This is a genomic window from Hyalangium minutum (assembly GCF_000737315.1).
GTDB classification, from domain to species: Bacteria; Myxococcota; Myxococcia; order Myxococcales; family Myxococcaceae; genus Hyalangium; species Hyalangium minutum.
In genome coordinates this window covers 201,699-225,451 of record NZ_JMCB01000011.1, presented here as the reverse complement: position 1 = coordinate 225,451, position 23,753 = coordinate 201,699, and the positions used below count along the sequence as shown (strand labels likewise).

The 23,753-nt window shown below is 68.5% G+C and carries 15 protein-coding genes; 10 read left to right on the top strand and 5 right to left on the bottom strand.

Annotated elements, in window-relative coordinates; translation table 11 throughout:
* Positions 1-229 precede the first annotated feature (229 nt).
* Positions 230-973, top strand: a complete 744-nt coding sequence (locus DB31_RS27370; protein ID WP_044192888.1) for an SIMPL domain-containing protein — start codon at positions 230-232, stop codon at positions 971-973.
* 30 nt (positions 974-1,003) lie between these two features.
* On the opposite strand, the gene DB31_RS27365 is transcribed toward DB31_RS27370, so the two are convergent.
* Positions 1,004-2,452 carry a methyl-accepting chemotaxis protein gene (locus tag DB31_RS27365; RefSeq protein ID WP_157232203.1) on the bottom strand — a complete coding sequence of 483 codons (1,449 nt, stop codon included), beginning with the start codon at positions 2,450-2,452 and terminating at the stop codon, positions 1,004-1,006.
* 291 nt (positions 2,453-2,743) lie between these two features.
* On the opposite strand from DB31_RS27365, the gene DB31_RS27360 reads away from it, so the two are divergent.
* Positions 2,744-3,268, top strand: coding sequence for a hypothetical protein (locus DB31_RS27360; RefSeq protein WP_044192886.1), 525 nt, complete (start codon positions 2,744-2,746; stop codon positions 3,266-3,268).
* Here the strand turns inward: DB31_RS27360 and DB31_RS48070 are convergent.
* The 4 genes from DB31_RS48070 to DB31_RS27335 all read right to left on the bottom strand — a co-directional run bounded on the left by DB31_RS48070 (position 3,265) and on the right by DB31_RS27335 (position 14,158).
* On the bottom strand, positions 3,265-7,677 hold the full coding sequence (locus DB31_RS48070; protein WP_052420280.1) for a putative Ig domain-containing protein: 4,413 nt from the start codon (positions 7,675-7,677) through the stop codon (positions 3,265-3,267). The genes DB31_RS27360 and DB31_RS48070 overlap by 4 nt on opposite strands.
* Positions 7,678-7,865: 188 nt before the next feature.
* Positions 7,866-11,072 carry a lipoprotein TP_1001-related protein gene (locus tag DB31_RS45200; RefSeq protein ID WP_240486911.1) on the bottom strand — a complete coding sequence of 1,069 codons (3,207 nt, stop codon included), beginning with the start codon at positions 11,070-11,072 and terminating at the stop codon, positions 7,866-7,868.
* A 123-nt stretch (positions 11,073-11,195) separates the two neighbouring features.
* Complete coding sequence (locus DB31_RS27340) at positions 11,196-12,611, bottom strand: IgA Peptidase M64 (protein ID WP_044192881.1); 1,416 nt, start codon at positions 12,609-12,611, stop codon at positions 11,196-11,198.
* 17 nt (positions 12,612-12,628) lie between these two features.
* Positions 12,629-14,158 (bottom strand): PEGA domain-containing protein, encoded by a 1,530-nt coding sequence (locus DB31_RS27335; protein WP_044192878.1) that lies wholly within the window; start codon positions 14,156-14,158, stop codon positions 12,629-12,631.
* Between the two features lie 458 nt (positions 14,159-14,616).
* On the opposite strand from DB31_RS27335, the gene DB31_RS27330 reads away from it, so the two are divergent.
* From DB31_RS27330 to DB31_RS27295, 8 genes are all read left to right on the top strand, one after another.
* Positions 14,617-15,621 (top strand): diacylglycerol/lipid kinase family protein, encoded by a 1,005-nt coding sequence (locus tag DB31_RS27330; protein ID WP_044192876.1) that lies wholly within the window; start codon positions 14,617-14,619, stop codon positions 15,619-15,621.
* Positions 15,622-15,756: 135 nt separating this feature from the next.
* Positions 15,757-16,446: an NUDIX hydrolase gene (locus tag DB31_RS27325; protein ID WP_044192874.1), complete on the top strand. Its 690-nt coding sequence runs from the start codon at positions 15,757-15,759 to the stop codon at positions 16,444-16,446.
* 57 nt (positions 16,447-16,503) lie between these two features.
* Entirely contained in the window at positions 16,504-17,307 is an 804-nt protein-coding gene (locus tag DB31_RS27320; RefSeq protein ID WP_044192872.1) for a protein phosphatase 2C domain-containing protein, read from the top strand.
* 4 nt (positions 17,308-17,311) lie between these two features.
* Complete coding sequence (locus DB31_RS27315; RefSeq protein WP_044192870.1) at positions 17,312-19,183, top strand: hypothetical protein; 1,872 nt, start codon at positions 17,312-17,314, stop codon at positions 19,181-19,183.
* A gap of 218 nt (positions 19,184-19,401) precedes the next feature.
* Complete coding sequence (locus DB31_RS27310; protein WP_044192869.1) at positions 19,402-20,922, top strand: hypothetical protein; 1,521 nt, start codon at positions 19,402-19,404, stop codon at positions 20,920-20,922.
* Between the two features lie 216 nt (positions 20,923-21,138).
* Positions 21,139-21,600, top strand: coding sequence for a hypothetical protein (locus DB31_RS27305; RefSeq protein WP_157232202.1), 462 nt, complete (start codon positions 21,139-21,141; stop codon positions 21,598-21,600).
* Between the two features lie 197 nt (positions 21,601-21,797).
* Positions 21,798-22,862, top strand: coding sequence for a cysteine hydrolase family protein (locus DB31_RS27300; RefSeq protein WP_044192867.1), 1,065 nt, complete (start codon positions 21,798-21,800; stop codon positions 22,860-22,862).
* A 39-nt stretch (positions 22,863-22,901) separates the two neighbouring features.
* Complete coding sequence (locus DB31_RS27295; RefSeq protein WP_044192865.1) at positions 22,902-23,696, top strand: hypothetical protein; 795 nt, start codon at positions 22,902-22,904, stop codon at positions 23,694-23,696.
* The last annotated feature ends 57 nt before the right edge of the window (positions 23,697-23,753 follow it).

The window sequence follows — 23,753 nt, the reverse complement described above, 5'->3', positions numbered from 1 at the left end:
GCACCGCCTCATCCGCGGCGACGACGGCCTCACATTCCCTCGGCCTGCCTCACCCAGGGCATTCCCCGGGCCTGTGAGCCCAGAGGACGCTTGGGAGCCTGCCCGCAGGCTTCTCAGTGAATGCCAGTGAATGACGGACCGTCCATGTTCAGGACAGCGGAGGTATACGCCTCCTTCCTGAACCTGGAACTCTCGCCCTACGGCGTGCGTCCCATATCCCGAGGTCGCCATGAAGCTCTCCCGATGGATGACGGCACTGGCCCTGCTCACCAGCTTCTCCGCCCTGGCCCAGCCGAGAACCACCCCCGAGCCCCGCTCCGCTCCCAATCCCGCCGTGCGCACCCTGCGCGTTGAAGGCAAGGGGGAGGCGAAGGCCGAACCCGACGAGGCCTGGGTGGACCTCGCGGTGGAGACCGTGGGCAACACCGCCAAGGCCGCCGGTGAGGAGAACGCCCGGAAGATGGAGCGGGTCATCGCCGCGCTCACCGGCGCGGGCATCCCCCGCAAGGAAATCGACACCCGCAACTACTCCGTCTACCCCGAGTACGCGCAGCCCGCTCCCAACGCCGAGCCCAAGCTGCGCGGCTACCGCGCCAACAACACCGTCTCCGTGCACGTGCGTGAGCTGCCCCGCCTGGGAGACCTCATCGATCGGGCCATCGCCTCCGGGGCCAACCGCGTGGACGGCGTGCGCTTCGCCCTGAGCAAGCAGGACGCCGTGTACGCCGAGGCCCTGCGCCAGGCGGTGGAGCGCGGCCGGAAGACGGCCGAGGTGCTGGCCGCGTCTCTCGGGGTGCGGCTCGGCGGGGTGCTGGAGGTCAGCACGGTCTCCGAGCCTCCGCACGTCTACCCCGCCCGCATGGCCATGATGGAGGCCGGAGACAAGAGCGCCCCCACCACCCCCATCCTCCCCGAGGAGCAGACCGTCCAGGCCCAGGTCACGCTCATCTACGCCATCGAGGGCACGCGCTAGCCTCGCGTGTCCGGAGCCGGGGCCCGCCGCTCACGCCACCACGGGGCGGCTGGGCAGCGGCGCCGCGGGCGGAGCCACCGGCTGCGGCGCCGGCACCGCGGGCGCTGGCTCCTTCTTCGGCAGCATGTCCCGCAGGGCCTCGGCCAGTTGCCCCAGTCGGTCCGCGGTGATGGCCACGTCCTGGCTCATCTGCGCGTGCGAGTCGATCAGCCGCTGCAGCTGCGCCGCCCCCGCCGAGATGTTCCCCGTGGCCCCCGCCTGCTCCTGCGCATCCATCACCGTGGAGCCCATCAGCTTCTCAATTTGCGTGACGATCTGCCGGATGGCCTCCAGCGTCTTGCGCGCGTCCGTGAAGCTGCTCTCGAACTGCCGCGTGTTCGCGCGGAGGGCCGCCATGCCCTGCAGCGCCGACTCCAACTGCGTGCGCGTGCCCTGCATCACCTCGTGAATCTTCACCGAGCTGTCCTTGGAGGCCTCCGCCAGCCGCCGCACCTCGCGCGCCACCACCGAGAAGCTCCGCCCCGCATCGCCCGCGCGCGCCGCCTCCATCGCGGCGTTCAGCGCCAGCACGTCCGTCTGGTTGGCGAACTCCTGCAGCGTCTGGGTGAACTCCACAATCTGCCGCGCGCTCGTGGCCAGCGCCTCCAGGCTGGACTCCGTGTCCCAGATGGCCTGGCCGATGCCGTTCACCCCGCTCTCCACCCGGTTCATCTCCTCGTCGATGCGCTGGGTGTGCCCGGTGGCCTGCGAGACGATGCTGCCCGCCCCCGCGGCCCGCTCCGAGGCCGCCCTCGCCATGGTGGCCACCCGCTCGCTCGCGGTGGCAATCCGCGCCGTCTCCGAGCGCGCCCGCGAGGACTCGCTCGACAGCTCCAGCGTCGAGTCCCTCAACTTCTCCACCAGCTCGCCAATCGTCTCGGCCGCCTTGCCCACCCGCAGGTGAGACTCCTCCAGCGCCCGCACCGTGGTGACCATCTCCTGCTTGAGGAAGAAGTGCCCCCGCAGCCCGTGCAGCACTCGCTCCAGGGACCAGCCAACGCCCCCCGCCACCCCGCCCAGCATGGCGATGCCCAGCAGCCGCTGCGCCAGCGGGTAGCCCGGATCCACCGTCAGCTCCAGCACCGCGTAGCTCGCTATCAGGAAGCCATAGAAGAGGCCGCGCGCCTGGGCGCGCAGCGGCAGCACCAGGGGCATGAAGAAGAGGCTCCACACCAGCAGCGCCGCATGGGGCACGCTGCGCTGCGTGCCCGCGGAATAGAAGGCCGCCTGGCTGAGCACCAGCCAGGCCCCCGCGAACGCCACCCCCACCCGAGGCCCTACATGCCACTCCGGGAAGTGCTTCATCGCCCCGAGCAGGCAGACGGGCAGCAGCAGGCACACCAGGCGAGCGGCGATGACGGACAGCAAGCGGGGGGCCTCTACCGCCGATCCGAGGCCCACGCTCAGCACATCCGACAGCAACAAGAGCACACTACCCATCAAGGCGGTTCGAGCCGCACGATGGGTGCGTTTGGGCCACTGCTCCCAGAGGAAATTCGAGTAGGCAGCCCACGCAGGGGATGAGGGAAGCAGGGAGTCCTTCATCGGTTTTCACAGTATCTAATAGGTTGGGTATTCCTGGGAAGAGACCGAAGGAGGTACTCGCGCTCCGCGAGGGGAGCAGGCGTGCGAACGAGGGCTGCGGACGCCGCTGCTTGGGTTCCCGGAAGGCCATGGCGCACCGAGGTTGAGGGCTGAATCCTCACTGGCGGTTGAAAGGGGGAACGGGTGATGCACCGCCTGCGTCGATGGGGAGCCGTGGCCGGAGCCGTGGGAGCACTCTGGAGCCTGGGGCTGGCATGCCGGAGCGGGGACGATGCCCCTCCCAGTGGCCATGAGCGCGAAGCCCGCTCAGAGGTGCTGCGCGAGCTGATGGCCTCGCGCGAGAAGATGCCAGACCCCCAAGCGCTCCAGGCCCAGCGAAGGGAGCTTCAGGCCGAGCTGGGCCAGGGGCAGAGCGTTGGCCAGGGAGGCTCTGGCTCCGAGCAGCCCGCTACGAACGTCCACGGCCTGGTGGCCTGGGTGGGGGACGACGAGCTGCTCGTCCGAGACACGGGCGGGGTGGAGCGCGACCTTCGGGTCGATAACACGACGCGCTTCCACCGCGGCGACCGCGAGGTGAGCCGCCGGATGGTGGAGAAGGGCGCCGAGGTCCGAGTCGCCTACGAGGTGCAGCAGGGAGAGTGGGTGGCGCGTGACGTGGATGTGCTGCGCCTGTCCACTCCCCCTCCCACCCCCCCGCTCGAGCAGCGCTAGAAGGGCGTGCCGTTGGCGTGGGAGCCCGCCGAGGACGAAAGCGGGCTGATGGCCGTGTGCAGGACGAAGCCGACGTCCGGGTTGGCGTCCACCGAGCGGTTGTAGGAGACGTTGTCCACGGTGCTCGAATAGGTGGCCTCGTCCACGAGCGTGCCCGACGCGTCCCTCAGGGTGACGAAGTCGGTGCCCGTGTTGTTCAGGCCGAGCCGCCCGCTGGAGGCCGCCTCCGTGTTCGGCGTGCCGGGCGGGAAGGCCGTGGGGCCTCCATAGACAACCCAGGCCTTGCCCGGCTGCAGCACCGTGCCCGCGGAGAACACGTGGCGCGCGCCCACGCTGGTGGCGCCATCCCAGATCGTCCAGCCGGAGATGTCCTTGGGCTGCGAGCTCGAGTTGACGAGCTCCACGAACTCGTAGTCCACCAGCGCTCCGACGCCGCCGTCCGGCAGCGTGCCGGAGGGCTCGTTGGCGAGGTACTCGTTGATGAAGACGCGGTTGGGCGGCGCGTAGACGAAGGACATCGGGACATCGGTGATGTCCGAGCGCCACGGCGCCTGATCCTCGCGGATGCGCAGGTACGCCGTGGTGGTGTTCACGTTGGGCACGGTCCACACGTAGCTCGTGACGCTCGAATCCGAGATCGAGGCCACCGTGTTCCAGGTGCTGCCATCGTCCAGGCTGTACTCGAGCCAGGCGGGGCCGAAGCCGGACGGAGGCGTCCAGGTGATGAGGACCGTGCTGCCGCCGGAGTAGCTGCCGCCGGCAGGGGCGGTAAGGGTGACCGGGCCCGAGGAGCCGCTGCCAAAATCATACTGGCTGAACACGGGATAGTGGTCGCTGGTGGTGCCGGAGTAGTCGGAGATCCAGATGGGGCGGATCACCTGGGCCGAGTAGGGCACGTAGTCCGCCATCACCTCGTCGGAGGCCAGCGTGTGGTCAATCATGTCCGGGAAGTCGACGGTGGAGTTCTCGCCCGCCAGCGACAGCGGCCGGGTGACGAAGGTGTAGTGGCCCGGGTCCGCGACGAAGCCCTCGTACGGGGTGGGCAGCGGGGTGCCGGTGGAGCCGTTCGTGATGGACACGTCCACGTCGTCGTTCCAGTCGCCCACGACGAACACGTGCCGGGTGGGCAGGTTCGCGTCCAGGTAGTTCTTGAGCGCGGTGCTCGCGCGCTGGCGCTTGTCGTACGAGGCCTGATCCTCGAAGGCCTTCATGTGGAGGATGATCACCGTGAGCGGCGTGGGTACGCCGTGGATGGAGACGAGGAAGTCCACCCGCATGGGGGGCCTGCCGCCGAAGTCCGTCGCGGCCCCGAGGAGGATCAGCGTGGCGCTCTGGTAGACGAGCTTGTTGTTGTAGAGCACGCCCAGCTTCTGCTCGGAGGGCGAGTAGTAGCTGGAGCCGAAGGCGACGCGCGGATCATTGGAGAGGAAGCCGTCGTAGCCGGGCAGCTGGGCCTTGAGGGCGTTGAAGGCGGGGGTGTCGACCATCTCCACCAATCCCCACAGGTCCATGCCCGTGCCGCCGAGCACATTGGCGGCATTGGCGATCTGCAGGTCGTCCGGCGTTCCGCCCGGCGAGGTGGAGCGAGGCGGGCCCTGGGTGGCGCTGCCGAACCACTCGATGTTCCAGTGGCCCATCATGAAGAGGCTTTCGAACGGGGGAGGCGTGCCGCCATCGGGCTGCGAGCCACCGTCCGGGAAGCCGCCGTCCGGGGAGCCACCGTCCGGGAAGCCGCCATCGGGAGCGCCACCATCCGGCGCTGAGCCGTCTACATCCAGGAAGAAGAAGCGAGAGTCCGTGGACCCCCTGCTGTCCTGGAGGACGACGTTGAGGCTCCAGGAGCCAGCAGCCGTGGGAGTCCCGGAGATCGAGCCATCCGTGCCCACGGAGAGGCCCGGGGGCAGCGTGCCGTCGTAGGTCCACAGGAAGGGAGGCCGGTTGCCTGTGAAAGCGGGGACGAAGCTGTACGGCATGCCCACCGTGGCCACGGGCAGCACGCTCGTGAGGATGATCGGCGGGTTATAGATGGCGATCGTGTACGTCTGAACCGCCGAGTGGTTGTTGGAGTCGATGCAGCGGATGGTGAACGTGGAGTCGGCGGTGCTGGAAGTAGCGCCCCAGATGTGCCCGCTGGAGTCGAGGCCGATGCCGTCGGGCAGGGAGCCGGACTCCACGAAGCAGTAGAAGACGGGCCTGCCGCCGGAGAGGACGAGCCACTGGGAGTAGTACACCCCGCGGGTGGCCTCTGGCAGCGAGGTGGTGACGAAGGTGGGCAGCGTGTAGACGGACAGCGAGAGCGTCCGCGTGGCGGTTTGCCCGTTGGCGTCGCGCACCTGGATGTCCAAGGTGGCCGTGCCCGCGCTGGAGGGCGTCCCGGAGAGCGCTCCGGAGGATGCCAGGGTGAGCCCGGCCGGCAGCGAGCCCGAGGACACGGAGAAGGTGTACGGCGGCTTCCCATTCAACGCGGTGACGAGCTGAGCGTAGGACTCGGAGACGTAGCCGTCGTTCAAGGAGAACGTGTCGACGGAGGGCTGCAAGTAGGCGGTGAGGGACAGAACGCGCGTCTGCGTCCGGCCGAGGCTGTCCGTGACGCGGACGGTGAAGGAGAAGGTGTCCCCATAGGACACGTTGCCGGAGAGGACGCCGCTGGAGGAGAGCGCCAGGCCCGGCGGCGGTGAGTCCGTGATGCTCCACGAGAAGGGCGCGCGCCCCCCGCTCGCGGCGAGCGTAAACGTGTAGGGTACCCCCACGTACGCATCGTCCACCGCCGAGGTGATGACCGGAGGGCCCTGGACGACGACGGTCAACGCCCGGCTGTCCGTCTGGCTCAGGGCATCCGTGACGCGCGCGGTGAAGGTGAAGCTTCCGGCCGCCGTCGGCGTGCCGTTCAGCAGGCCGCTGCTGGAGAGTGAGAGCCCGGAAGGCAGCGTGCCGGTGGTGCTCCAGGAGAGGGTGCCATTCCCTCCCGTGGCGGCGAGCTGCGCGCTGTAGGGCCGGCCGGTGTCTCCCTCTGGCAGTGCGGTGGTGGAGATGGCCAGCGTGCTGAGCACTCGCAGCGTGAAGGCCCGGGTGCCCATCTGGTTGTTGGCGTCGCGGATCTCGAGCGTGAAGGAGGCCGTGCCGAGGGCAGTGGGCGTGCCAGTGAGGGCATTGCCTTGGAGCTGCAGCCCGGACGGGAGCGAGCCGACGATGAGCCGGTAGGTGAAGGGAGCCTTTCCACCCGTGGGCTGGAGCGTCTCGGAGTAGGCCGTACCCAGCGCTCCGTCCCGTAGGGAGGTGGTGGCAAAGCCCGGCAGCTCGTAGACGGTCAGCGGGAAGGCGCGGGTGAGGGACTGCTGCGAAGAGTCCTGGACGGTGAGGGTGAGGCCGAACGTGCCGGAGGCCGCAGGCGTTCCAGAGAAGTGGCCCGAGGTGTCCACATCGATGCCCGCGGGCAGCGAGCCAGTGACGACGGTATAGCTGTAGGGAGCAACGCCGCCCGAGGCCTCGATGTCCGCCGAGTACGCCACGCCGTGGTAGCCATCCGGCAGGCTCCCGGTGGTGACGGTGAGGGCCGGGACGACGGTGAGGGAGAGCGTGCGCTGCGCGGGTTGGCCTCGGGCGTCGCGGGCCTCGGCGATGAAGGAGAAGGTGCCAGCGGTGGAGGGTGCGCCGGAGAGCTCGCCGGTGGAGGACAGGTCGAGGCCCGCGGGCAGCGAGCCCTCGAGCTTGCTCCAGGAGTAGGGCGGGGTGCCTCCAGCCGCCGCCAGTGTGAAGCGGTAGTCCCGCGAGACATGCGCGACGGGCAGCTCGGTCGTGATGACCGTGGGCAGCGAGGCGCTGACCACGAGGGTGAACGGGGCACGGGCCACGGAGCCGTAGGCGTCAGTGGCGGAGAGCTCGAAGGAGAAAGTGCCCACCAGCGAGGGTGTGCCGCTCAGGGTTCCGGACGCGTCGATGGAGAGCCCGGGGGGAAAGGACCCGCTGCGGAATGCATAGACGAGGGGCGCCTTGCCGCCCGAGGCCTCGACGCGGGTCACATAGGTGGCCGCCAGGGTGGCGGACGGGAGCGAGGCGGTGACGAAGCGCGGCGCCTCGAGGACGACGAGCGGGTAGCTCCGCTGATCCGAGCGGCTCGCGGCATCCGTGACGGAGGCGTCGACGGTGAAGCTGCCAGCGGCGGTGGCCGAGCCGGAGAGGGCTCCCGTCTGCGCGTCGAGCGTGATGCCCGGGGGCAGCCCCTGCGCGGCGTAGGAGAGCGGCGCGGCCCCCTGCGTGGAGGCGAGGCTGCGGGAGAAGGGGGCGCCGACGGTGCTCTCGCCCAGAGAGGTGGCGGGGAGCGCGGGGCCCTGGGACGCGGGCGGGTTGTCTCCAGTGCAGGCGAGGAGTGTGGAGAACAGCAGAACGGCCAAGAGACGCGCGGGAGACATAAAACCACTCCGTGAGCCGGGCTTCTCCTGCCCCCCAGCAAAGGCGAGCAGTCTAGAGGCTTTGCCCCCGCCAAGGGAGCCCTCCCCAGGGAAGCTCCCCGGAGCGGGCCCGCAAAAGGAAAGGGCCGCGGCTTTGCAGCACCGCGGCCCTTCACTGTCAGTGCGGAGCCTTTCGGCTCAGCCTGGAACTACGGGTTGGGCGCGCCCCAGGTCGGAGCCCCCACGCCCCAGTCGGCCCGCATGTTGGTGTCGTTCGCGGTGATGCGACGGACCGTGTTGCTCGTCCTGTCCGCGTTCGAGCTCGGCAATCCCGTCCAATCCGCCGCCACATCGAGGGCCGAGGGCACGGTGGTGAACGTGCACGGGTTGCCACCGCAGTCCGCCGGGAGCCACTGGCCCGCGGCCTGGAGCGCCTGGAGGTTGCCGACGAACGCCGCGGGCGGCGTGCCCGTGGTGTTCGCGAACGGGACGGCATCCTGGATGGTGCCCGCCGAGTCCTTGAGCACGATCAACCGGCTCGAGTAGGTGATGCCCGTGGTCCCTCCCGCGAAGTCCCACGCCGTGTCGTAGTTGATGGGGGTGGCGCTGGCGGGGAACTGCGCCTTCCCGGTCGTCTCGCTCGCGTAGCCCGCCGGCGGGGCGATGTGCACGACGATGATGTCACCGGCGGCCACGCTCGCGTTGGGGAAGGTGGACAGCGTCACCGGCGAGTTGATGTCCTGCTGCAGCAGGAAGCCATCCACCGTGCCCGCGGTGACCGCCACCAGCTCCACCATGTCTGCGTTGCTCGCCATGGTGGGACCGACCTCGGAGATGCGCAGGGTGGCCGGAACCCGGTAGCCGCGGAAGGTGGCCGTGTTCGTCGGTGCCGCCACGCCCGTGCCGTTCAGATCCTTGACGGTGTCCGCCACGGTGACCGTGTAGTCCGCGCCGGCCGTCTGCTCGCTCGTCGTCAGGGAGATTTGCCGCGCGGTGACCTGGACCGCGCTCGCCGTGAGCCCGTTCGAGAAGGTGAACTGAGACCCGTTGCTCAGCACCGTCGAGGGGTCGATGCGCCGGTCGAACGTCAGCACCACCTGTGTGAGCGAGCGAGCCGCCGCCGTCAGCACCTTCGGAGCTGGGCAGCCGAAGAAGGTCAGATCCGACACGTAGTACGCGGACGGCTGGGACTGGTTGACGGGCGTGGTGCCGCTGGTGAAGCGCCACACCGGGCCCGCCTTGAGCGTGAAGTTGCACGTCTGCACGATGTCCAAGGCATCCGGGAACGTGTCCGGCACGCGGAGCCGGAAGGTGCCGGCCGCCGTCGTCATCCCCGCGGTGGTGATGTTGTAGCCCACATGCCCCGTGCCCGACGCGTTGAGGGCCGAGGCGATGGTGCCCGTCAGCCGGACGAGCTCGCTCTCGTACCCGGCGATCACGTTGGTCTGCAGGTCACTGGCGCTGGAGCGGTCCGCCGCCAGGCCCGCAGGCGTCGCGGTGTTCAGGTTCTGCACCGGGTGGCCCCGGCTGCCAATGGTGAGGTTGGTGATGGAGGTCGCCGCCTCCAGGCCACCGCTGAGCGCTGTGACAGCGCCCACCGAGAAGGTGATGCGGTCACCCACCTGCAGCTGGTGCGTCGTCGCGTCCACTGCCACGAACATCGCCGGGCCGTCCGGCTGCGCCTGGACGAAGAAGCCCGCATCATCCGTGCCCACCAGCGGCTTGATGTAGGTCACGAAGCCGTTCGAGATGGTGAGGGGCGGGGTGAGCGTGCCGACGGGCGCGTCGAGGAACGCCTGGATCTGCGCGCTGGTCGCGGCCGGATCCACGGCCGGATCGGCCTGGCAGGACTTGGATGCGTTGCACACCTGGCCCACCGAGCAGTCCGCGTTGCCGCGGCACTGGATGCACGCCATGCGGTTGTCACAGAACTTGCGGGAGGGATTCCCGGCGCAGTGGGCGTCCGTGAGGCACTCCGTGCACTGGCCGCGGCTGTTGTTCACCGTGGTGTCGCAGTAGTCCGTGTTGCCCGGGGCCGAGGCGCACTGCTCGTCCGAGGTGCAGCCACAGAAATTGGTCGCCGAGTCACACACGGGCCGGGTCGCCGCGCAGTTCGCGTTGGTGGTGCACTCGACGCAGATGGACACCGGAGGAGGCGGCTTGCAGACGGGCGTGGAGGGGTTGGAGCACTCGCTGTCGTCCGCGCAGCCCTCGCAGGCGGTGCCTGCGGCGTTGCACGTCTGGTTGCCCGAGCAGCCCTCGTTGTCGCCCAGGCACACCTTGCACGCGCCCACGCTGTTGTTGGCCGCCGTGTCGCAGATGTCGGTCGGCGCCGAGCAGCCCAGGTCCGCGGAGCTGCTCGAGGTGTTCAAGCACGCCCGGCACGCGCCCACGCCGCTGGCCGCCGCGGGGTCACACAGCGCCGCCAAGCTCGTGCAGCCCAGGTCCGTGCCCGTGCCCGTCGCGTTGTCGAGGCAGGCCTTGCAGGCGCCCGCGCCGTTGTTGCCCGTCGCGTCGCACAGCGGCGTGGTGGCGCCGCAGCCCGTGTCGGTGCCGGTGCCGGTGGCCGAGTCCACGCAGGACTTGCACGCGCCCGCGCCATTGTTGGCCGTTGGGTCACAGATGGGGGCCGTGTCGGCGCAGCCCGAGTCGGTGCCGGTGCCCGTCGCGGTGTCACGGCAGGCGGTGCACACGCCCCTGCCGCCGTTCGCCGAGGTGTTGCACAGGGGCGCCGCGGCGGTGCAGCCGGTGTCGGTGTCGGTGCCGGTGGCCGAGTCCAGGCACGTCTTGCACGCGCCCACGCCGCTGGCCGAGGTGGGGTCGCACACCGGAGAGCTCGTGGAGCAGCCCAGGTCCTGCCCGTTGCCCTCCGCCGAGTCCACGCAGGCCGTGCAGAGGCCCGCGCCATTGTTGGCCGCCGGGTTGCACATGGGAGTGCTCACCGAACAGCCCGAGTCCACGGCGCCGCCGCTGGCGGTGTCCTGGCAGGCCTTGCACACGCCCACGCCGTTGTTACCCGCCGGGTCACACACAGGAGCGGCCGCCGAGCAGCCCTGGTCCGTCCCATTGTTCGAGGTGTCCGAGCAGGCACGGCACACGCCCTTGCCGCCGTTGGCCGCCGTGTCGCAGACCAGCGGCGAGGTACATCCCTGGGTCGCCGTGCACGTTTTACATACGCCCGTGCCGGAGCTGCCGTCACATACTTCGTTGCTGGCGCACTCGGGCGAGCACGTCGGCGTCGGGACGGGTCTCAGCTGACAGGTGTTATTGATGCACTGATACACCTGGCCTGAGGGCGGGGTCCCCTTACAGTCCGATGTGGTCGTGCACTCGTTGTCGTCACTGCCGCCACATGCGGTGAGTGTCAGCGCGCACGCCATGACGGCGAGCGCGTGGAGCCAGTTGCGCTTCAACATGAACACCTCTCCAAGGGTTTAACTGGGGTGTCATTTCCTCTACACCCGCCTGGAAAGGTCCGTCTATGGGCCGGGGCGGCGCGTCATCACGTTGTCACGCTGAGAAACCAGCAAGGCCGGTTTTCAGGGACTGGGCGCGCCGGACCTGCCGGGTTTTCCGGCGTACAAGTCGATGACTTCGGAGAGCGCCTGCTGGCACACGGAGCAGAAAGGCACGCGATCCCGAGTGAACATCACGCAGTCCACCTGGGGGCGGTAGTAGCCACGGGCCTCGTACATGGCGCCCTCGAAGGCGCCCACCTTGCCGGCGAACTTCTGCGAGCCGAGGAACTTCTCCTCCCAGTCGCGCTGTGAGGTGAAGAGGGCATCCATCTCGGACTCGGGGCGGCGCTCGGAGCGGATCTGCTTGCGCTGCTGCTGCACCTGGCGCGCGTGCGTCTCGTAGGCGTCCTTGTCCCACGGCGTGGGCAGGGGCGTGCTGGCCTGCACCAGCGCCTTCCACTTCAGCTGGGCGGGGTCCTTGAGCGCGGTGACGTTGCGCTCCCAGGGCTCGGGGCGGTCCTCGGCGGGCAGGTAGGCGGACTCGGAGGTGTAGTACTCGTCCGCGAGGCCCGCGAAGTGGTGGCCGAACTCGTGGACGAAGACGTAGGGGGACCAGAGGCTGTCGGCGGCCACGGTGCCATAGAGGTTGAAGATGCCGCCGCCTCCGTAGGTGTTCCCGTTCACCAGAATCTCCACCACGTCGTAAGGCGCGAACGAGGCGATGTCGCGGAACGCGCGGTTGTCGAACGTGAGGACGTAGCGCTCGCTGCCGAACGCGTCATAGGTGGCGCCCACGGGCGAGCGGCGGTGGAGGCCGGTGGAGGGCCGGGAGATGCCGGACTCGGCGGAGGGGGGCATGAGGCCCCAGACGTTGAAGTCGCCCTTGCGCTCCTTGAAGGGCGAGAAGGTGAAGAGGATGTCCGCGAGCCGCCGGGCGTCCTTCTCGAACTTGGGGCGCTCCTGCGCGGTGTAGCCATCGCCGAGGATGAGCAGGTCCACCTTCTGCTCGGACGGCCCGCTCTTGAGGATGGGGAGCAGCGCTCCGGGCGAGGGCGGCGAGGACGGATCCACGAACATGTCCCTGGGGTCCACGGTGAGGGACCAGCGCTCGTGGAACACGTTCTGCGCGTCGCGCTTCTTGAGGAGCACCTGGACGGGCTTCTCGGGGGCGGGGAAGCGGAAGGACTCGTGGAAGGTGCGGTTCGAGTCCTTGGCCTCGGGAGTGGTCTCCCACTCGCCATAGATGGAGGCGAAGCCACGCGAGTACAGCAGCCGGTTGGTGGCGATGTCCCTCACCTCGAAGAGGTACTTGCCGAGGTTGGTCTCGTCGATGGGGCGCGAGGGGTTGCCGGGCCACGGCAGCGGCTCGAGGACGAGCCGGTCGAGGCTGAAGCGCTCCTCGGAGGCGTTACCGGTGTGGAAGTAGTCGACGCGGAAGGTGCGGGGAGTGGCGGCGGAGGCGCTGGTGGCCACCAGCAAGGCGAGCAGGAAGCGCATGGCGCCGCACTCTACGCTCAGAACGAACCGGACACCGAGGCTGATGCACCCTCGGCCCCGGCCGAGACGCCCAGGCTCACCGGCGGCGGAGTGTGGGACGGGGACATGAAGAAGAGCACGGTGCCCGTGGCGATCGCGGCCCCCGAGCCGATGAGGAGCCCGGTCATCAGGTTGCCCTTGGAGGCGAGCGAGTCCCGAAGCTGGAGGGCCTCTGCGTCGTCCCGGGGGATGCGGCCGTTGACGAGGTGTGGATCGAGAGCATCGAGATCCTTCTCGGCCATGAGCCGCACGACGCCAGCGCCCACGAGGCCCGCGGCGCCCGCGCCCAGCGCCACATACGAGGCAGTGCGCAAGCCCGGAGTGGAGCGCGACGAGGACGCGGAGACACCCTCGGGGAGCCGGCCGGGCGCCGAGACATCCGGCGAGAGCGACGAGGCCACGGGCGCATCGCCCGTGTTCGACTTGGCCCAAGGCGCCTTGCCGTTGGTGCTGGGCACGACGAGGTTGGGCTGAGCCTTACCGGTGGTGACGAAGTCCACGAGCGCCGAGAGCGAGTCCGGAGGCGCATCCAGACCTTGGGTCTTGAAGCCGCCCTCGCGGACTTTCTGGCCGCCCTCGACATTGAGCACGGTGGCGGCGAACCACTTGGGGCCACTGGTGGGCGTCTCGAGGCGCACGACAATGACTTCCTCGACTCCGAGCGCGCCACCGAGGCGAACGGCATAGTTGAGCGTGTTGTCAGCCGCCTTGTGGCTGGAGGCGAGGCACGGGAACGGGCTGGCCGAGACAGAGCCCTCGTAGGCGAGGTCGATGAGCACCGAGGTGTCGGTCCCCTGAGCCTGAAGCTGCCGGGGGAAGCTGACGGCGGAGCCATTCACCACGGTGATGTCGTAGGTGCCGGCGGGGACATCAGTGGTGAGCGGGGTCTGCCCCACCTTGAAGCCATCGAGGAAGACCTCCGAGGCGGACAGGGTGGACTTCACCGAGAGCTTCACCTTCTTGCCCTTGGTGACTTCGCCGCGCACCTTCTCGAAGGCCTGACGGATGGAGGGAGCGTAGAGGGCCGGGTCGAGCTTGTAGTCCGGCTGGAGGCGCAGCACGTTGCGGAACGCGGCATCGCTCTCCTTCACCTTGCCCATGGAGCGGTAGTTGAGGCCGTGGAGCAGCTGGGCGTGGGTGTACAGCTTCCAGTGCGCCTCGCCCGCGGGCAGGCGGGAGATCTCCCGGAGGGCGTCGTTCACGGCCTGCTCGGCGCGGGCGTAGCGGGCCTCATAGAAGTGGTCCTGCGCAGCGTCGAGCTGTCGCTGAAGGTCCTCGAAGCTTCCTTTCGAGGAGGGGAAGAGGCGCTCGGCGAAGGCCTCGGGCGTCATGACCTCCTGGTCCTGGCGGGCCTTGAGGGCGCCAAGGAACGCGCGGGCGTGACTGGTGAGCTCGGCGTCCTTGCATTCACCGCTGGCGACCACCAGCCGCCGCGGTGCCGCCTGGACGGTGAGAGAGAGGATGAAACCGGCGCAAACCCAGATCTTGTTCATGGAGGTGGAGAGCATGGAGCCGTCCTGCTTTGCAGGGAGTATTCCGGCGAGCACAGTCAGGCCGAGCCCGAGATAGCAGCCGTTCCCCGAACGCTACAACCGGTCTCCCACCTAGGCGCGGAAGCCCTGTGCTTTCAATGGGTTAGAATCGTCCCGCCGACCCGGGGAGTCGGACGTTTCCGGAAGGCATCCGACCCGTTACGGAGGACCGCTCCCGGGTCCTACCGTCTCCCGCCGTGGACTCCTCGCGCTCTCCTGACAGAGCGGGCGATGGCCTGCCCCCCTGCTTGCCCCCTGAGCGGCATCCCGTGACGAAGTGCGCCCATGCCCATCGTCGCCATCTTGGGCAACGGAACCGCGGAGTGTGCTCGGCACGTGATCGCGCCGGCTTTGCCAAGCGTTGGGAATGCCACACCCCTTGATGCCTGTCGTGACAGTGCCATGACACGCCCTAGGGAGAGTCGAGCCCACCTATGAACGTCGCCGTTCTCGTCAACCTTCGTTCACGCCGGGGCTCCGAAGTCATGGGGGGCCTCGTGCAGCGCTTCCTCCCCCGGGCCCGCGTGGCCCTCACCCGCTCCGTGGATGAGGCCCGCGACTGGATCGACCAGCAGCTGCGCCCCAACATGCCCTCGCTGCTGCTCGCGGGCGGAGGGGACGGCACCATCACCGGCCTGTTGAACGAGCTGCGCGCGCAGGGCTTGGCGCTCCCGGCGATCGGCGTGCTGCCGATGGGCACGGGCAATGCGTGGGCCCATGTCACCGGCGCGCCCCGTCCCGCCAAGGCTCTCCAGCAGCTCGCCGCGTACGGTGAGCGCCTGCCGCCGCTGCGTCCCTTCAGCCTTGTCCGCGTCGAGGGCCGCCTGGCGCCCTTCGCGGGCACCGGCTGGGACGCGGAGATGATCCAGGACTTCAAGAGCCAGCTGGCCTCCGCGGGTCCGCTGCGCGGCACTCAGTCGGGCCTGCGCGGCTACCTCGGGGCCATGTTCACGCGCACCATTCCCCGGCACGTGCTTGGCGGGAAGGGCCCGGAGGTGTCCGTGTACAACCTCGGGGCGCCGGTGCTCACGGTGGACGCCCAGCGAGCCATCCGCCCGCTGCCCGGCGGCGATACGGGAGCTCTGCTGTACCGAGGCCCCTTTGGCGTCGCAGGGGCCGCCACCTCGCCCGAGTGGGGCTTTGGCTTCAAGTCCTTCCCGTTCGCGCAGGCCATGCCGCACCGGCTCTCGGTGCGCGTGTACGGCGCCGGAGTGCTCGAGGCCACGCGCAACATGTTCAAGCTGTGGCGCGGTGAGCACCCCATTCCCAAGATGCACGACTTCCTCGTGGAGCGGGTGCGCATGGACTTCGACCGCGAGGTGCCGTTTCAAATCGCTGGGGACGTGCTCGGGATGCGCCGCTCGGTGGAGTTCGAGCTGGCCGAGGAGAGCGTCCAGCTCGTGGACTGGCACCGGCTGTCGGCGCTCGTGCACGCCTGAGCCGCCGAAAGTCCCCACAACCGCCTCCTCCCCCGCGCCCTGCCGTGTAGGCTGCCCCTCCACAGAGCAGGTCTGCTTGACTTGGTGTCATACGGACACTATGTTTGTGTCGAAGGGACACGAAGGAGAGAGCGCGTGAGCTACACCTACGAGTACCCCCGGCCCGCCTTGACGGTGGACTGCGTGGTGTTCGGGATGGATGAGGAGGACCTGAAGGTGCTGCTCATCAAGCGTGGGCAGGAGCCGTTCGCGGGGAAGTGGGCCCTGCCTGGCGGTTTCGTGCGGATGGAGGAGTCGCTGGAGGCCGCCGCGCGCCGGGAGTTGGAGGAGGAGGCCGGCATCCGCCCCAACCACCTGGAGCAGCTCTACTCCTTCGGAGAGCCCGGGAGAGACCCGCGGGGTCGCGTCGTCACCGTGGCGTACTTCGCCCTGGTGAAGTTGACCGACCACCGGGTCGAGGCCTCGACGGACGCGAGCGAGGCGGCCTGGTTCTCCGTCTGGGACACGCCGAAGCTGGCGTTCGATCACGCGGACGTGCTGGGCACGGCGCTGCAGCGGCTCAAGGGCAAGGTGCGCTACCAGCCCATCGGCTTCGAGCTGCTGCCGCCCAAGTTCACCCTGACGCAGCTCCAGCGCCTGTACGAGATCATCCTGGAGCGGCAGCTGGATAAGCGGAACTTCCGCAAGAAGATCCTCGCGATGGATTTGCTGGAGGAGCTCGACGAGGTGGAGCAGGACGTCTCGCACCGGGCCGCGCGCCTCTATCGGTTCGACCACAAGAAGTACAAGCAGCTCGAGAAGGCTGGCTTCAACTTCGAGCTGTAAGCGCCGCATTCACCCGCAGTGCCGTGGCCCTGAAGAGGGCACGGGAGAGGTGTGCCCATGCTTCCTCCGTTCGATATCGCTGCTGCCTCCGTGATTGGCCGTGAGCACGCGCGTGCGGGCCGCAACAACCAGGATGCGTTCAGCCTGCTGGCGCAGGGCGAGGTGCTCGCGGCGGTGGTGGCGGACGGGTGCGGCAGCGGGGCGCACAGCGAGGTGGGGGCGCAGCTGGGAGCGCGGTGCGTGGCGCAGGCCGTGCTCGCGGTGGTGGCCGAGGGCGTATCCGTGGAGTCGCCTGAGTTCCTCGAGGCCGTGCGAGCCCGGGTGTTGAAGTTCCTGACGGGCCTCAACGAGCAGTTCGGAGGCTCGCTGGTGGGCGAGCACCTCTTGTTCACGGTGGTGGGGACGGTGGTGACGCCCGTGCACACGCTGGTGTTCTCCGCGGGGGATGGGCTGTGGGCGCTGAATGGGGAGGTGCATTCGCTGGGGCCCTTCCCGAACAACGCGCCGCCATACCTGGCCTATGGGCTGCTGTCGCCGGGGGCGGTGCCGCTGGAGCGCCAGGCGCTGGTTCCGACCTCGGACGTGATGGCGCTGATGCTGGGCACGGATGGCGCGGGGGACCTGTCGAAGCTCGCGGAGACGAAGGTGCCGGAGCGGGACGAGCCGGTGGGACCGCTGTCGCAGTACTGGACGGACGAGCGCTACTTCCAGAACCCGGATGCGCTGCGGCGGCGGCTCGCGCTGCTGGGCCGCGAGTCCGTGCGAGCGGACTTCACGGCGCACCGGCTGGTGCGCACGCCGTCGCTGCTGGCGGATGACACCACGCTGATCGTCCTGCGCCGTCGCATGGGGAGGGCCTGATGCCATGGACGTCTATCTTGAGGGGAAGAAGATCCGGCTGGACCCGACGAAGGCGCTCGGGAAGGGCGGCGAGGCGGACGTGTTCGACCTGGGCGACGGCCGGGCGCTCAAGGTGTTCAAGCCACCCGAGCACCCGGACTACCAGGGCTTGCCCGAGGAGCAGGCTGCGGCGCGAGCGCGCCTGGACGAGCACCAGAGCAAGCTGAAGGCGTTCCCGAAGGTGATGCCGGCGCGGGTGGTGGTGCCGCAGACGCTGGCCACGGATCGGCGCGGGCAATTGGTGCTGGGCTACGCGATGCGCAAGCTGGACTCCATCGAGCCGCTGCGCCGCTTCAGCGATCCGGCCTACCGCCGAGCGGGAGCCACCTCCGCGCACGTCACCGAGGTGATGCGAGGCCTGCACCGCACACTGGAGGCCGTGCACAACAGTGGCGTGGTGGTGGGGGACTTCAATGACCTCAACGTGCTGGTGTCCGGCTCGGACGCTTACCTGATTGACGCGGACAGCTTCCAATTTGCTCAGTTCTTGTCAGCGGTCTTCACCGAGCGGTTCCTGGACCCCCTGCGGCTCACGGGCACGTCGGCCACGGCGCTGAGCCCGGGGCGCCCGGCGTCGCAAGACAGTGACTGGTATGCGTACGCGGTGGCGCTGATGCAGAGCCTGCTGTGCGTGGGGCCATATGGAGGTGTCCACCGTCCGCAGCCGCCCACGCCGCGCGCCACGCCTGCGGTCCGGGTTCACCAGCGCCTCACGGTCTTCCACAGTGACGTGCAGTACCCGAAGCCCGCGCTGCCGCTAACTACGCTGCCGGATGACCTGTTGCATCAGCTCCACCGGATCTTCGTCGAGGATTTGCGCGGTCCCTTCCCGACGCGTCTGCTGGACGCGCTGCGCTTCACGGTGTGCCCCTCGTGTGGGGTGGAGCACGCGCGCCTGGCGTGCCCGACGTGCAGCCCGCATGCGGCAGCGGCTTCGACTCCCGTCACTTCGGTTCGGGGACAGGTGTCTGCGATGCGGCTCTTCTCCACGCGAGGCGTCATCGTCCACGCCTCGGCCGAGGACGGAGTGCTGCGCTGGCTCTACTACGAGGATGGAGCCTACCGGCGCGAGGACGGGCGGCCGGTGCTGCACGGTCCATTGGATCCGTCGCTCCACTGGGTGCTCCAGGGTGACATGACACTGGTGGGGCGGGGAGGCGAGCTGGCGGTGCTCACGTCGGGCCGTGCGCCTGAGAAGCTGGGCGTGGATTCTCCCGAGGGCCGCCCGGCCTTCGCGGCCAACGCAAGCCACCGGTACTGGGCACACGCGGGAGGGCTGTGGCGCGATGGAGCGTTCGGGCCTGAGCGCATCGGTGATGTGCTGCAGGGACAGACGCGGCTCTTCGTGGGGCCGCGCTTCGGCCTGGGCTTCCACCGCGCAGGAAGCCTGCGAGGGGCCTTCGTGTTCGATGCCTCGCGTCCGGGGATCAAGGATGGGCTGACACTGCCCTGGCCCTCGGGAAAGCTCGTGGACGTGGACTGCCTCTTCGAGGGCCAGAACGCGTGGTTGCTCCTGGCGGAAGAGAGCAACGGGCGCACGGTGCACCACTGCGTGGTGGTGGGTGCGGATGGAACGGTGCGCGCGAGCGCCCATGCGGAGGCGGGCGACGGCTCATGGCTCGGCACGCTGCGCGGCAAGTGCGCGGTGGGGGATGTGCTCTTCGCCGCTACAGACACAGGGCTGACGCGCGTGGAACTGCGCCAGGGGCGCCTCGAGGCGGTGCGTGAGTTCCCGGATGCCGAGGCCTTCGTGGATGCTGGCTGCCGACTCTTCATGACGCGCAACGGCCTCACCGTCGTGCGCCGCCAGGACATCTCCGGCCTGCGCATGGCCTGAGCTAAGACTTCAGCGCCAACGGGGCATCTTCACTCGTCGATGTGCCCGCGGAAGACCCAAGGAGGTGCTGAGTGGCGGCGAACGTGTGGGGGGCCTTGCGGCGGTGCGCTTTATGCCTGCTGGTCGGGTGGCTCACGTTGGCGGCCACTGGATGTGCAACGCCGGGTGAACTGGGAGGCGGAGGAACCGCCGGCACAAGTCTCCCTCCCGGAGAGCGCATGCAGGAACTGGAGCAAGCCGCCGAGTCGGAAGCCGCTCTGCTCGCAGCGCAGATAAGTGCCGTGTCCAAGACTCCCTACGCGCAAGGTGTGCGCCTCTCCTTTACCTTCTGGAACGAGCGTGGGGCGCTCTCGCTGACGGACTTCTCGGCACAAGGGCTGAATGGGCCTGCCGCCGCTCCGCTGGATGATGAGAAAACACGCGACACGCTGGCCACCGTATTTTCCGAATACTCCCAGCGCCACACCGGGCAGACCACCCTCACTCTTCGGCGGGAGCAGACGCAATGGGCGGTGGGGTACGCGGTCTCCGCTGAGCGACGTCCCCCCGAGGCGCGTGTGCTGCCGGTACTGCTGAGGGAGTTCCCAGCAGAGCTGGTGCGTGACAGCACCGAGCAGTTGCACAAGCTGCTGGCCTCCATGGAGGTGCCTGCGGAGGGTGAGGCCTGGGCCGAAGTCGAGGTGCACCTGGAAGACGGCCATATCGAGGGCTGGCGCCCGCGCCTCTTTCAGGTTGAGCGTGGAGGAGGGCGGCTGCGGCCCATCTCTTCGCTGGTGGCCTCGCAGGCGGTGCAAGTTCTCCTTCCGTTCACCTTGGGGATGGGACCTCGCACCGTCATCGTGCGTCTGAGGCTGCTCCACCGAGCTCAGGAGTCCGAGGCTGTGGGCTGGGTGGAGTCCGCGAGAGTGGAGCGCCCGCCGCTAGCACCGGAGATCAATGCCGCCTTCGTCGCCGAATACCGGGCGATGCATGAGTCCATCCTCTGGAGATGGCGTTACGAAGTCCGCGAGGGCGCTGAGTGGGCGGCCCGTCGCGGAACTGAAGAGCTGGCGCTCTGGTACGCCGGGGGTGTGCTGCTGAAGGGGGGCGGCTACTTGGCCCGCTGGGCTGGGTCCGCCATGCGCCGGGCGCTGGTACGTGGCGGCGAGGCGGCGACGGGTTGGCTGCGAACCGCGCTGTTGCGCTTGCCTGGGGACAAGAAGCGGGAGTTCGAGTGGCTGTGGGCCAAGGTGCAGCTGGAGGGCGAACGCGCCCTCACGGCCGAGGAGAGGGCGTCTCTGCGAGGGCTGATGGAGCGCATTGAGCAACTCGCCCACACACGCCTGGATGAAAGCGCCAAACGGAGAATCCGAGCTGAAGCCCGCAGTTCCTATAAGAGCCTGCGCCCTGAATTGAAGGACATCATCGAGAAAGGCGGCAGGGACTACCCGATCCACCATCGGCGTCAGTTGGAACACGCCCATCTGTTTCCAGATGAGAACGTGAATGCCGCAGAGAATCTCGCCTTGGTTCAGTACAAGGTACACGAGCACATCAACCGAGCATGGGACCGTTTTCGGCAACTGCGGCCCGAGCCAACGGCCCAAGAGGTGCGTGATGCGGCCAGGGCCATTGATGCTCAGTTTTCTCCTTGGTACGACCAGATAAGGGACCCGCTGGGAGTGACCAGGACGCTGGGGGAGGCTGAGACAGCAGCGCTCAAGGAGGTGGAGCGGCTGTTTCTCAGAGGCTCACCCTAGGGAGGATGATGCGTGACGACCATGGAGCTACCGGGTCTCGAGCGGCTGATGACCACATGCCAGCGTCTGGGTCTCACGGTGCTGACAGAACCACCTGGGCATGCTCCTCCCCAACCGGGAATGCTCATCCAGGGGCATCCACTCGATCCAATGCTCTCAGCTGTCTACTCGCGATGGGGGCAGGCCTCCTTTGCCACGGACGTTGCTGGGGTCGTCTTGGCCCGGTGTGATGACAACGGCAATGAGCTGATCAGGGACAATGTGCAGTGGAGCGAGGGGCGGCTCAAACCGTTGTCGCTGAAGCTCTTCGCTTTCGGGGGCACGCCGGGGATGGCCTATTCCTACGCCACGGTCCCATCGCTGGCTGACTCCCAGGGGTGCCAGCCCGTCGTCGAGGTAGACACCTATGAGGTGCCCTCGGCGCTGCCGATTGCCTCGAGTGTGGACCGCTTCTTTGACACCTACGCGCGCTACTTGGAGGCGCTCTGCGCCATCCCAGGGTTTCGGAAGGAGGGCGAGGTTGCTCTCACCTTCCCCTGGGAGATCCCCCAGTTCATCGGGCGAGACGAGCGGTTGGTCGAGTTGATTCGTGCAGGAGCCTTCAACGCTCTCATGCGAGAGACCGGTGAGACTCGTGATTGGGTGGAACGAGTTCTTGGAGCACCCAGCGGGATGTGAGGGCCGTTATTTCCCCCTAGGGCGTCTCGCACGTAGTCCTCCGCCAGTCTCCGTATTCCCCAGCAAAACCAAGCCCTTGCCTGGGTCCACCCAGGAAACGGATCCGATCGCCTTGACATGGTGTAACTCGGACACTATGTTGGTGTTGTCGATACACGAAGGGGGTCGCAACGAGGCGGCCCAGAGAGGAGAAGGCCATGAAGACCCAGGTGAAGGAGCTTCCGCTTCCGTCGTTCTACCGGCCGGACAACGCAGGCTCGTACGGCTACGGCCCCAACGCCGGAAAGATCCAGGTGGAGGCCGCCACGTGGCGCGCGGCGCATGACCTGGCTCCCTCGGCCACGGACAAGTTCAACCTGCACCTGCTCCTCATCGACGTGCAGAAGGACTTCTGCTTCCCCGAGGGCTCGCTCTACGTGGCCGGCCGCAGCGGCAAGGGCGCCATCGAAGACAGCCGCCGCATCGCCGAGTTCGTCTACAAGAACCTCGGCGCCCTGACGAACGTCACCACCACGCTCGACACGCACTTCGCCTACCAGATCTTCTTCCCTTCGTTCTGGGTGGACCAGAACGACCAGCCGCTCACCCCGTACCGCGAGGTGACCCGCGAGCAGATCGAGCGCGGCCAGGTGCGCCCCAACCCCGCCGTCGCCAAGTGGCTCTGCGGCGGCAACTACCCCTGGCTCCTCAAGCAGGTGAAGTACTACTGCGAGGAGCTCGAGCGCGCCGGCAAGTACACCCTCTACCTGTGGCCCCCGCACTGCCTGCTCGGCGGCGACGGGCACGCCCTGGCCGGTGTCGTGCAGGAGGCTCGCCTCTTCCACGCCTTCGCCCGCGGCGCCCAGTCGTGGTGCGAGGTGAAGGGCGGCAACCCGCTCACGGAGAACTACTCGGTGCTGCGCCCCGAGGTGCTCAGCCGCCACGACGGCCAGCCGCTCGCCCAGCGCAACACCCAGTTCCTCAAGACGCTGCTCACCGCCGACGCCGTCGTCATCGCCGGCCAGGCCGCCAGCCACTGCGTGAAGAGCTCCATCGACGACTTGCTCAGCGAGATCGTCGCCCAGGACGCCGCGCTCGCTCGCAAGGTGTACCTGCTCACCGACTGCATGTCGGCCGTGACGGTGCCCGATGGCAAGGGGGGCTTCGCCGCCGACTTCACCCCGCAGGCCGAGGCCGCCCTCAAGCGCTTCGCCGACGCGGGCATGCACCTGGTGAAGAGCACCGACCCGCTGGCCAGCTGGCCCGACCTGCGCATCGGCTGATGCGCGAGCACTGACCCGAAGAACTTCAGGAGAACTGTCATGAGCACCAGCAATGGCACCCAGGTCTCGCAGCTGTTCCAGAATGCGCACGCGGAGGGCGTCCTCAGCCCTGCGGGCCTCCAGGCCCTCACGGTGGTGGACCTCGGGGCGCAGATCCAGGCCGGCCTCGGCGTCAGCGTGGACGACGTCCAGGCCAGCGAAGTGGTCCTCGTCACCGTGATGCCGGATGACTCCGGCAGCATCCAGCACGCCAACAACGCCCGGCTCGTGTGCGACGGGCACAACCAGGTGCTCGATGCGCTCCTGGCCAGCAAGCAGAGCGACACCGTGCTGTTCCACACGCGCTACCTCAACGGCTTCGTGCTCAACCCGTACCGGCCGCTCGAGGACGTCGTGCGGATGCACGACAAGAACTACAACCCGAGCCTCGGCACGCCGCTCTATGACCAGACCGTGGTGCTGCTGGGCACGGTGCTGGCCAAGTCCCAGGAGTTCACACGCAACGGCGTGTCCGCCCGCACCGTCACCCTCATCATCACCGACGGTGGGGACTGCCACTCGCAGAACGCCCGGGCCAAGGAGGTGGCCGCGCTCGTGAAGGACCTGCAGCGCGCGGAGAACCACATCGTCGCGGCCATGGGCATCAGCGACGGCTCCACGGACTTCCGCAAGGTCTTCAAGGACATGGGCATCGACGACAAGTGGATCCTCACGCCCGGCCAGAGCGCGCAGGAGATCCGCCAGGCGTTCCAGGTGTTCAGCCAGTCGGCCGTCCGCGTCAGCCAGGGCGCGGCCAGCTTCAGCCGCACGGCGCTGGGTGGCTTCGGGCGCTGAGCCCCTCGCTCCCTCTCCGGACAGGCGCGTGAAAGGAATTCCTGCCGCGCGCCTGTT

Excerpts from the sequence above, each read along its gene's own strand:
- DB31_RS27370 (WP_044192888.1), top strand. The coding sequence starts at position 230 with ATGAAGCTCTCCCGATGGATGACGGCACTGGCCCTGCTCACCAGCTTC.
- DB31_RS27365 (WP_157232203.1), bottom strand. The coding sequence starts at position 2,452 with ATGGGTAGTGTGCTCTTGTTGCTGTCGGATGTGCTGAGCGTGGGCCTC.
- DB31_RS27360 (WP_044192886.1), top strand. The coding sequence starts at position 2,744 with ATGCACCGCCTGCGTCGATGGGGAGCCGTGGCCGGAGCCGTGGGAGCA.
- DB31_RS48070 (WP_052420280.1), bottom strand. The coding sequence starts at position 7,677 with ATGTCTCCCGCGCGTCTCTTGGCCGTTCTGCTGTTCTCCACACTCCTC.
- DB31_RS45200 (WP_240486911.1), bottom strand. The coding sequence starts at position 11,072 with ATGTTGAAGCGCAACTGGCTCCACGCGCTCGCCGTCATGGCGTGCGCG.
- DB31_RS27340 (WP_044192881.1), bottom strand. The coding sequence starts at position 12,611 with ATGCGCTTCCTGCTCGCCTTGCTGGTGGCCACCAGCGCCTCCGCCGCC.
- DB31_RS27335 (WP_044192878.1), bottom strand. The coding sequence starts at position 14,158 with ATGCTCTCCACCTCCATGAACAAGATCTGGGTTTGCGCCGGTTTCATC.
- DB31_RS27330 (WP_044192876.1), top strand. The coding sequence starts at position 14,617 with ATGAACGTCGCCGTTCTCGTCAACCTTCGTTCACGCCGGGGCTCCGAA.
- DB31_RS27320 (WP_044192872.1), top strand. The coding sequence starts at position 16,504 with ATGCTTCCTCCGTTCGATATCGCTGCTGCCTCCGTGATTGGCCGTGAG.
- DB31_RS27315 (WP_044192870.1), top strand. The coding sequence starts at position 17,312 with ATGGACGTCTATCTTGAGGGGAAGAAGATCCGGCTGGACCCGACGAAG.
- DB31_RS27310 (WP_044192869.1), top strand. The coding sequence starts at position 19,402 with ATGCAGGAACTGGAGCAAGCCGCCGAGTCGGAAGCCGCTCTGCTCGCA.
- DB31_RS27300 (WP_044192867.1), top strand. The coding sequence starts at position 21,798 with ATGAAGACCCAGGTGAAGGAGCTTCCGCTTCCGTCGTTCTACCGGCCG.
- DB31_RS27295 (WP_044192865.1), top strand. The coding sequence starts at position 22,902 with ATGAGCACCAGCAATGGCACCCAGGTCTCGCAGCTGTTCCAGAATGCG.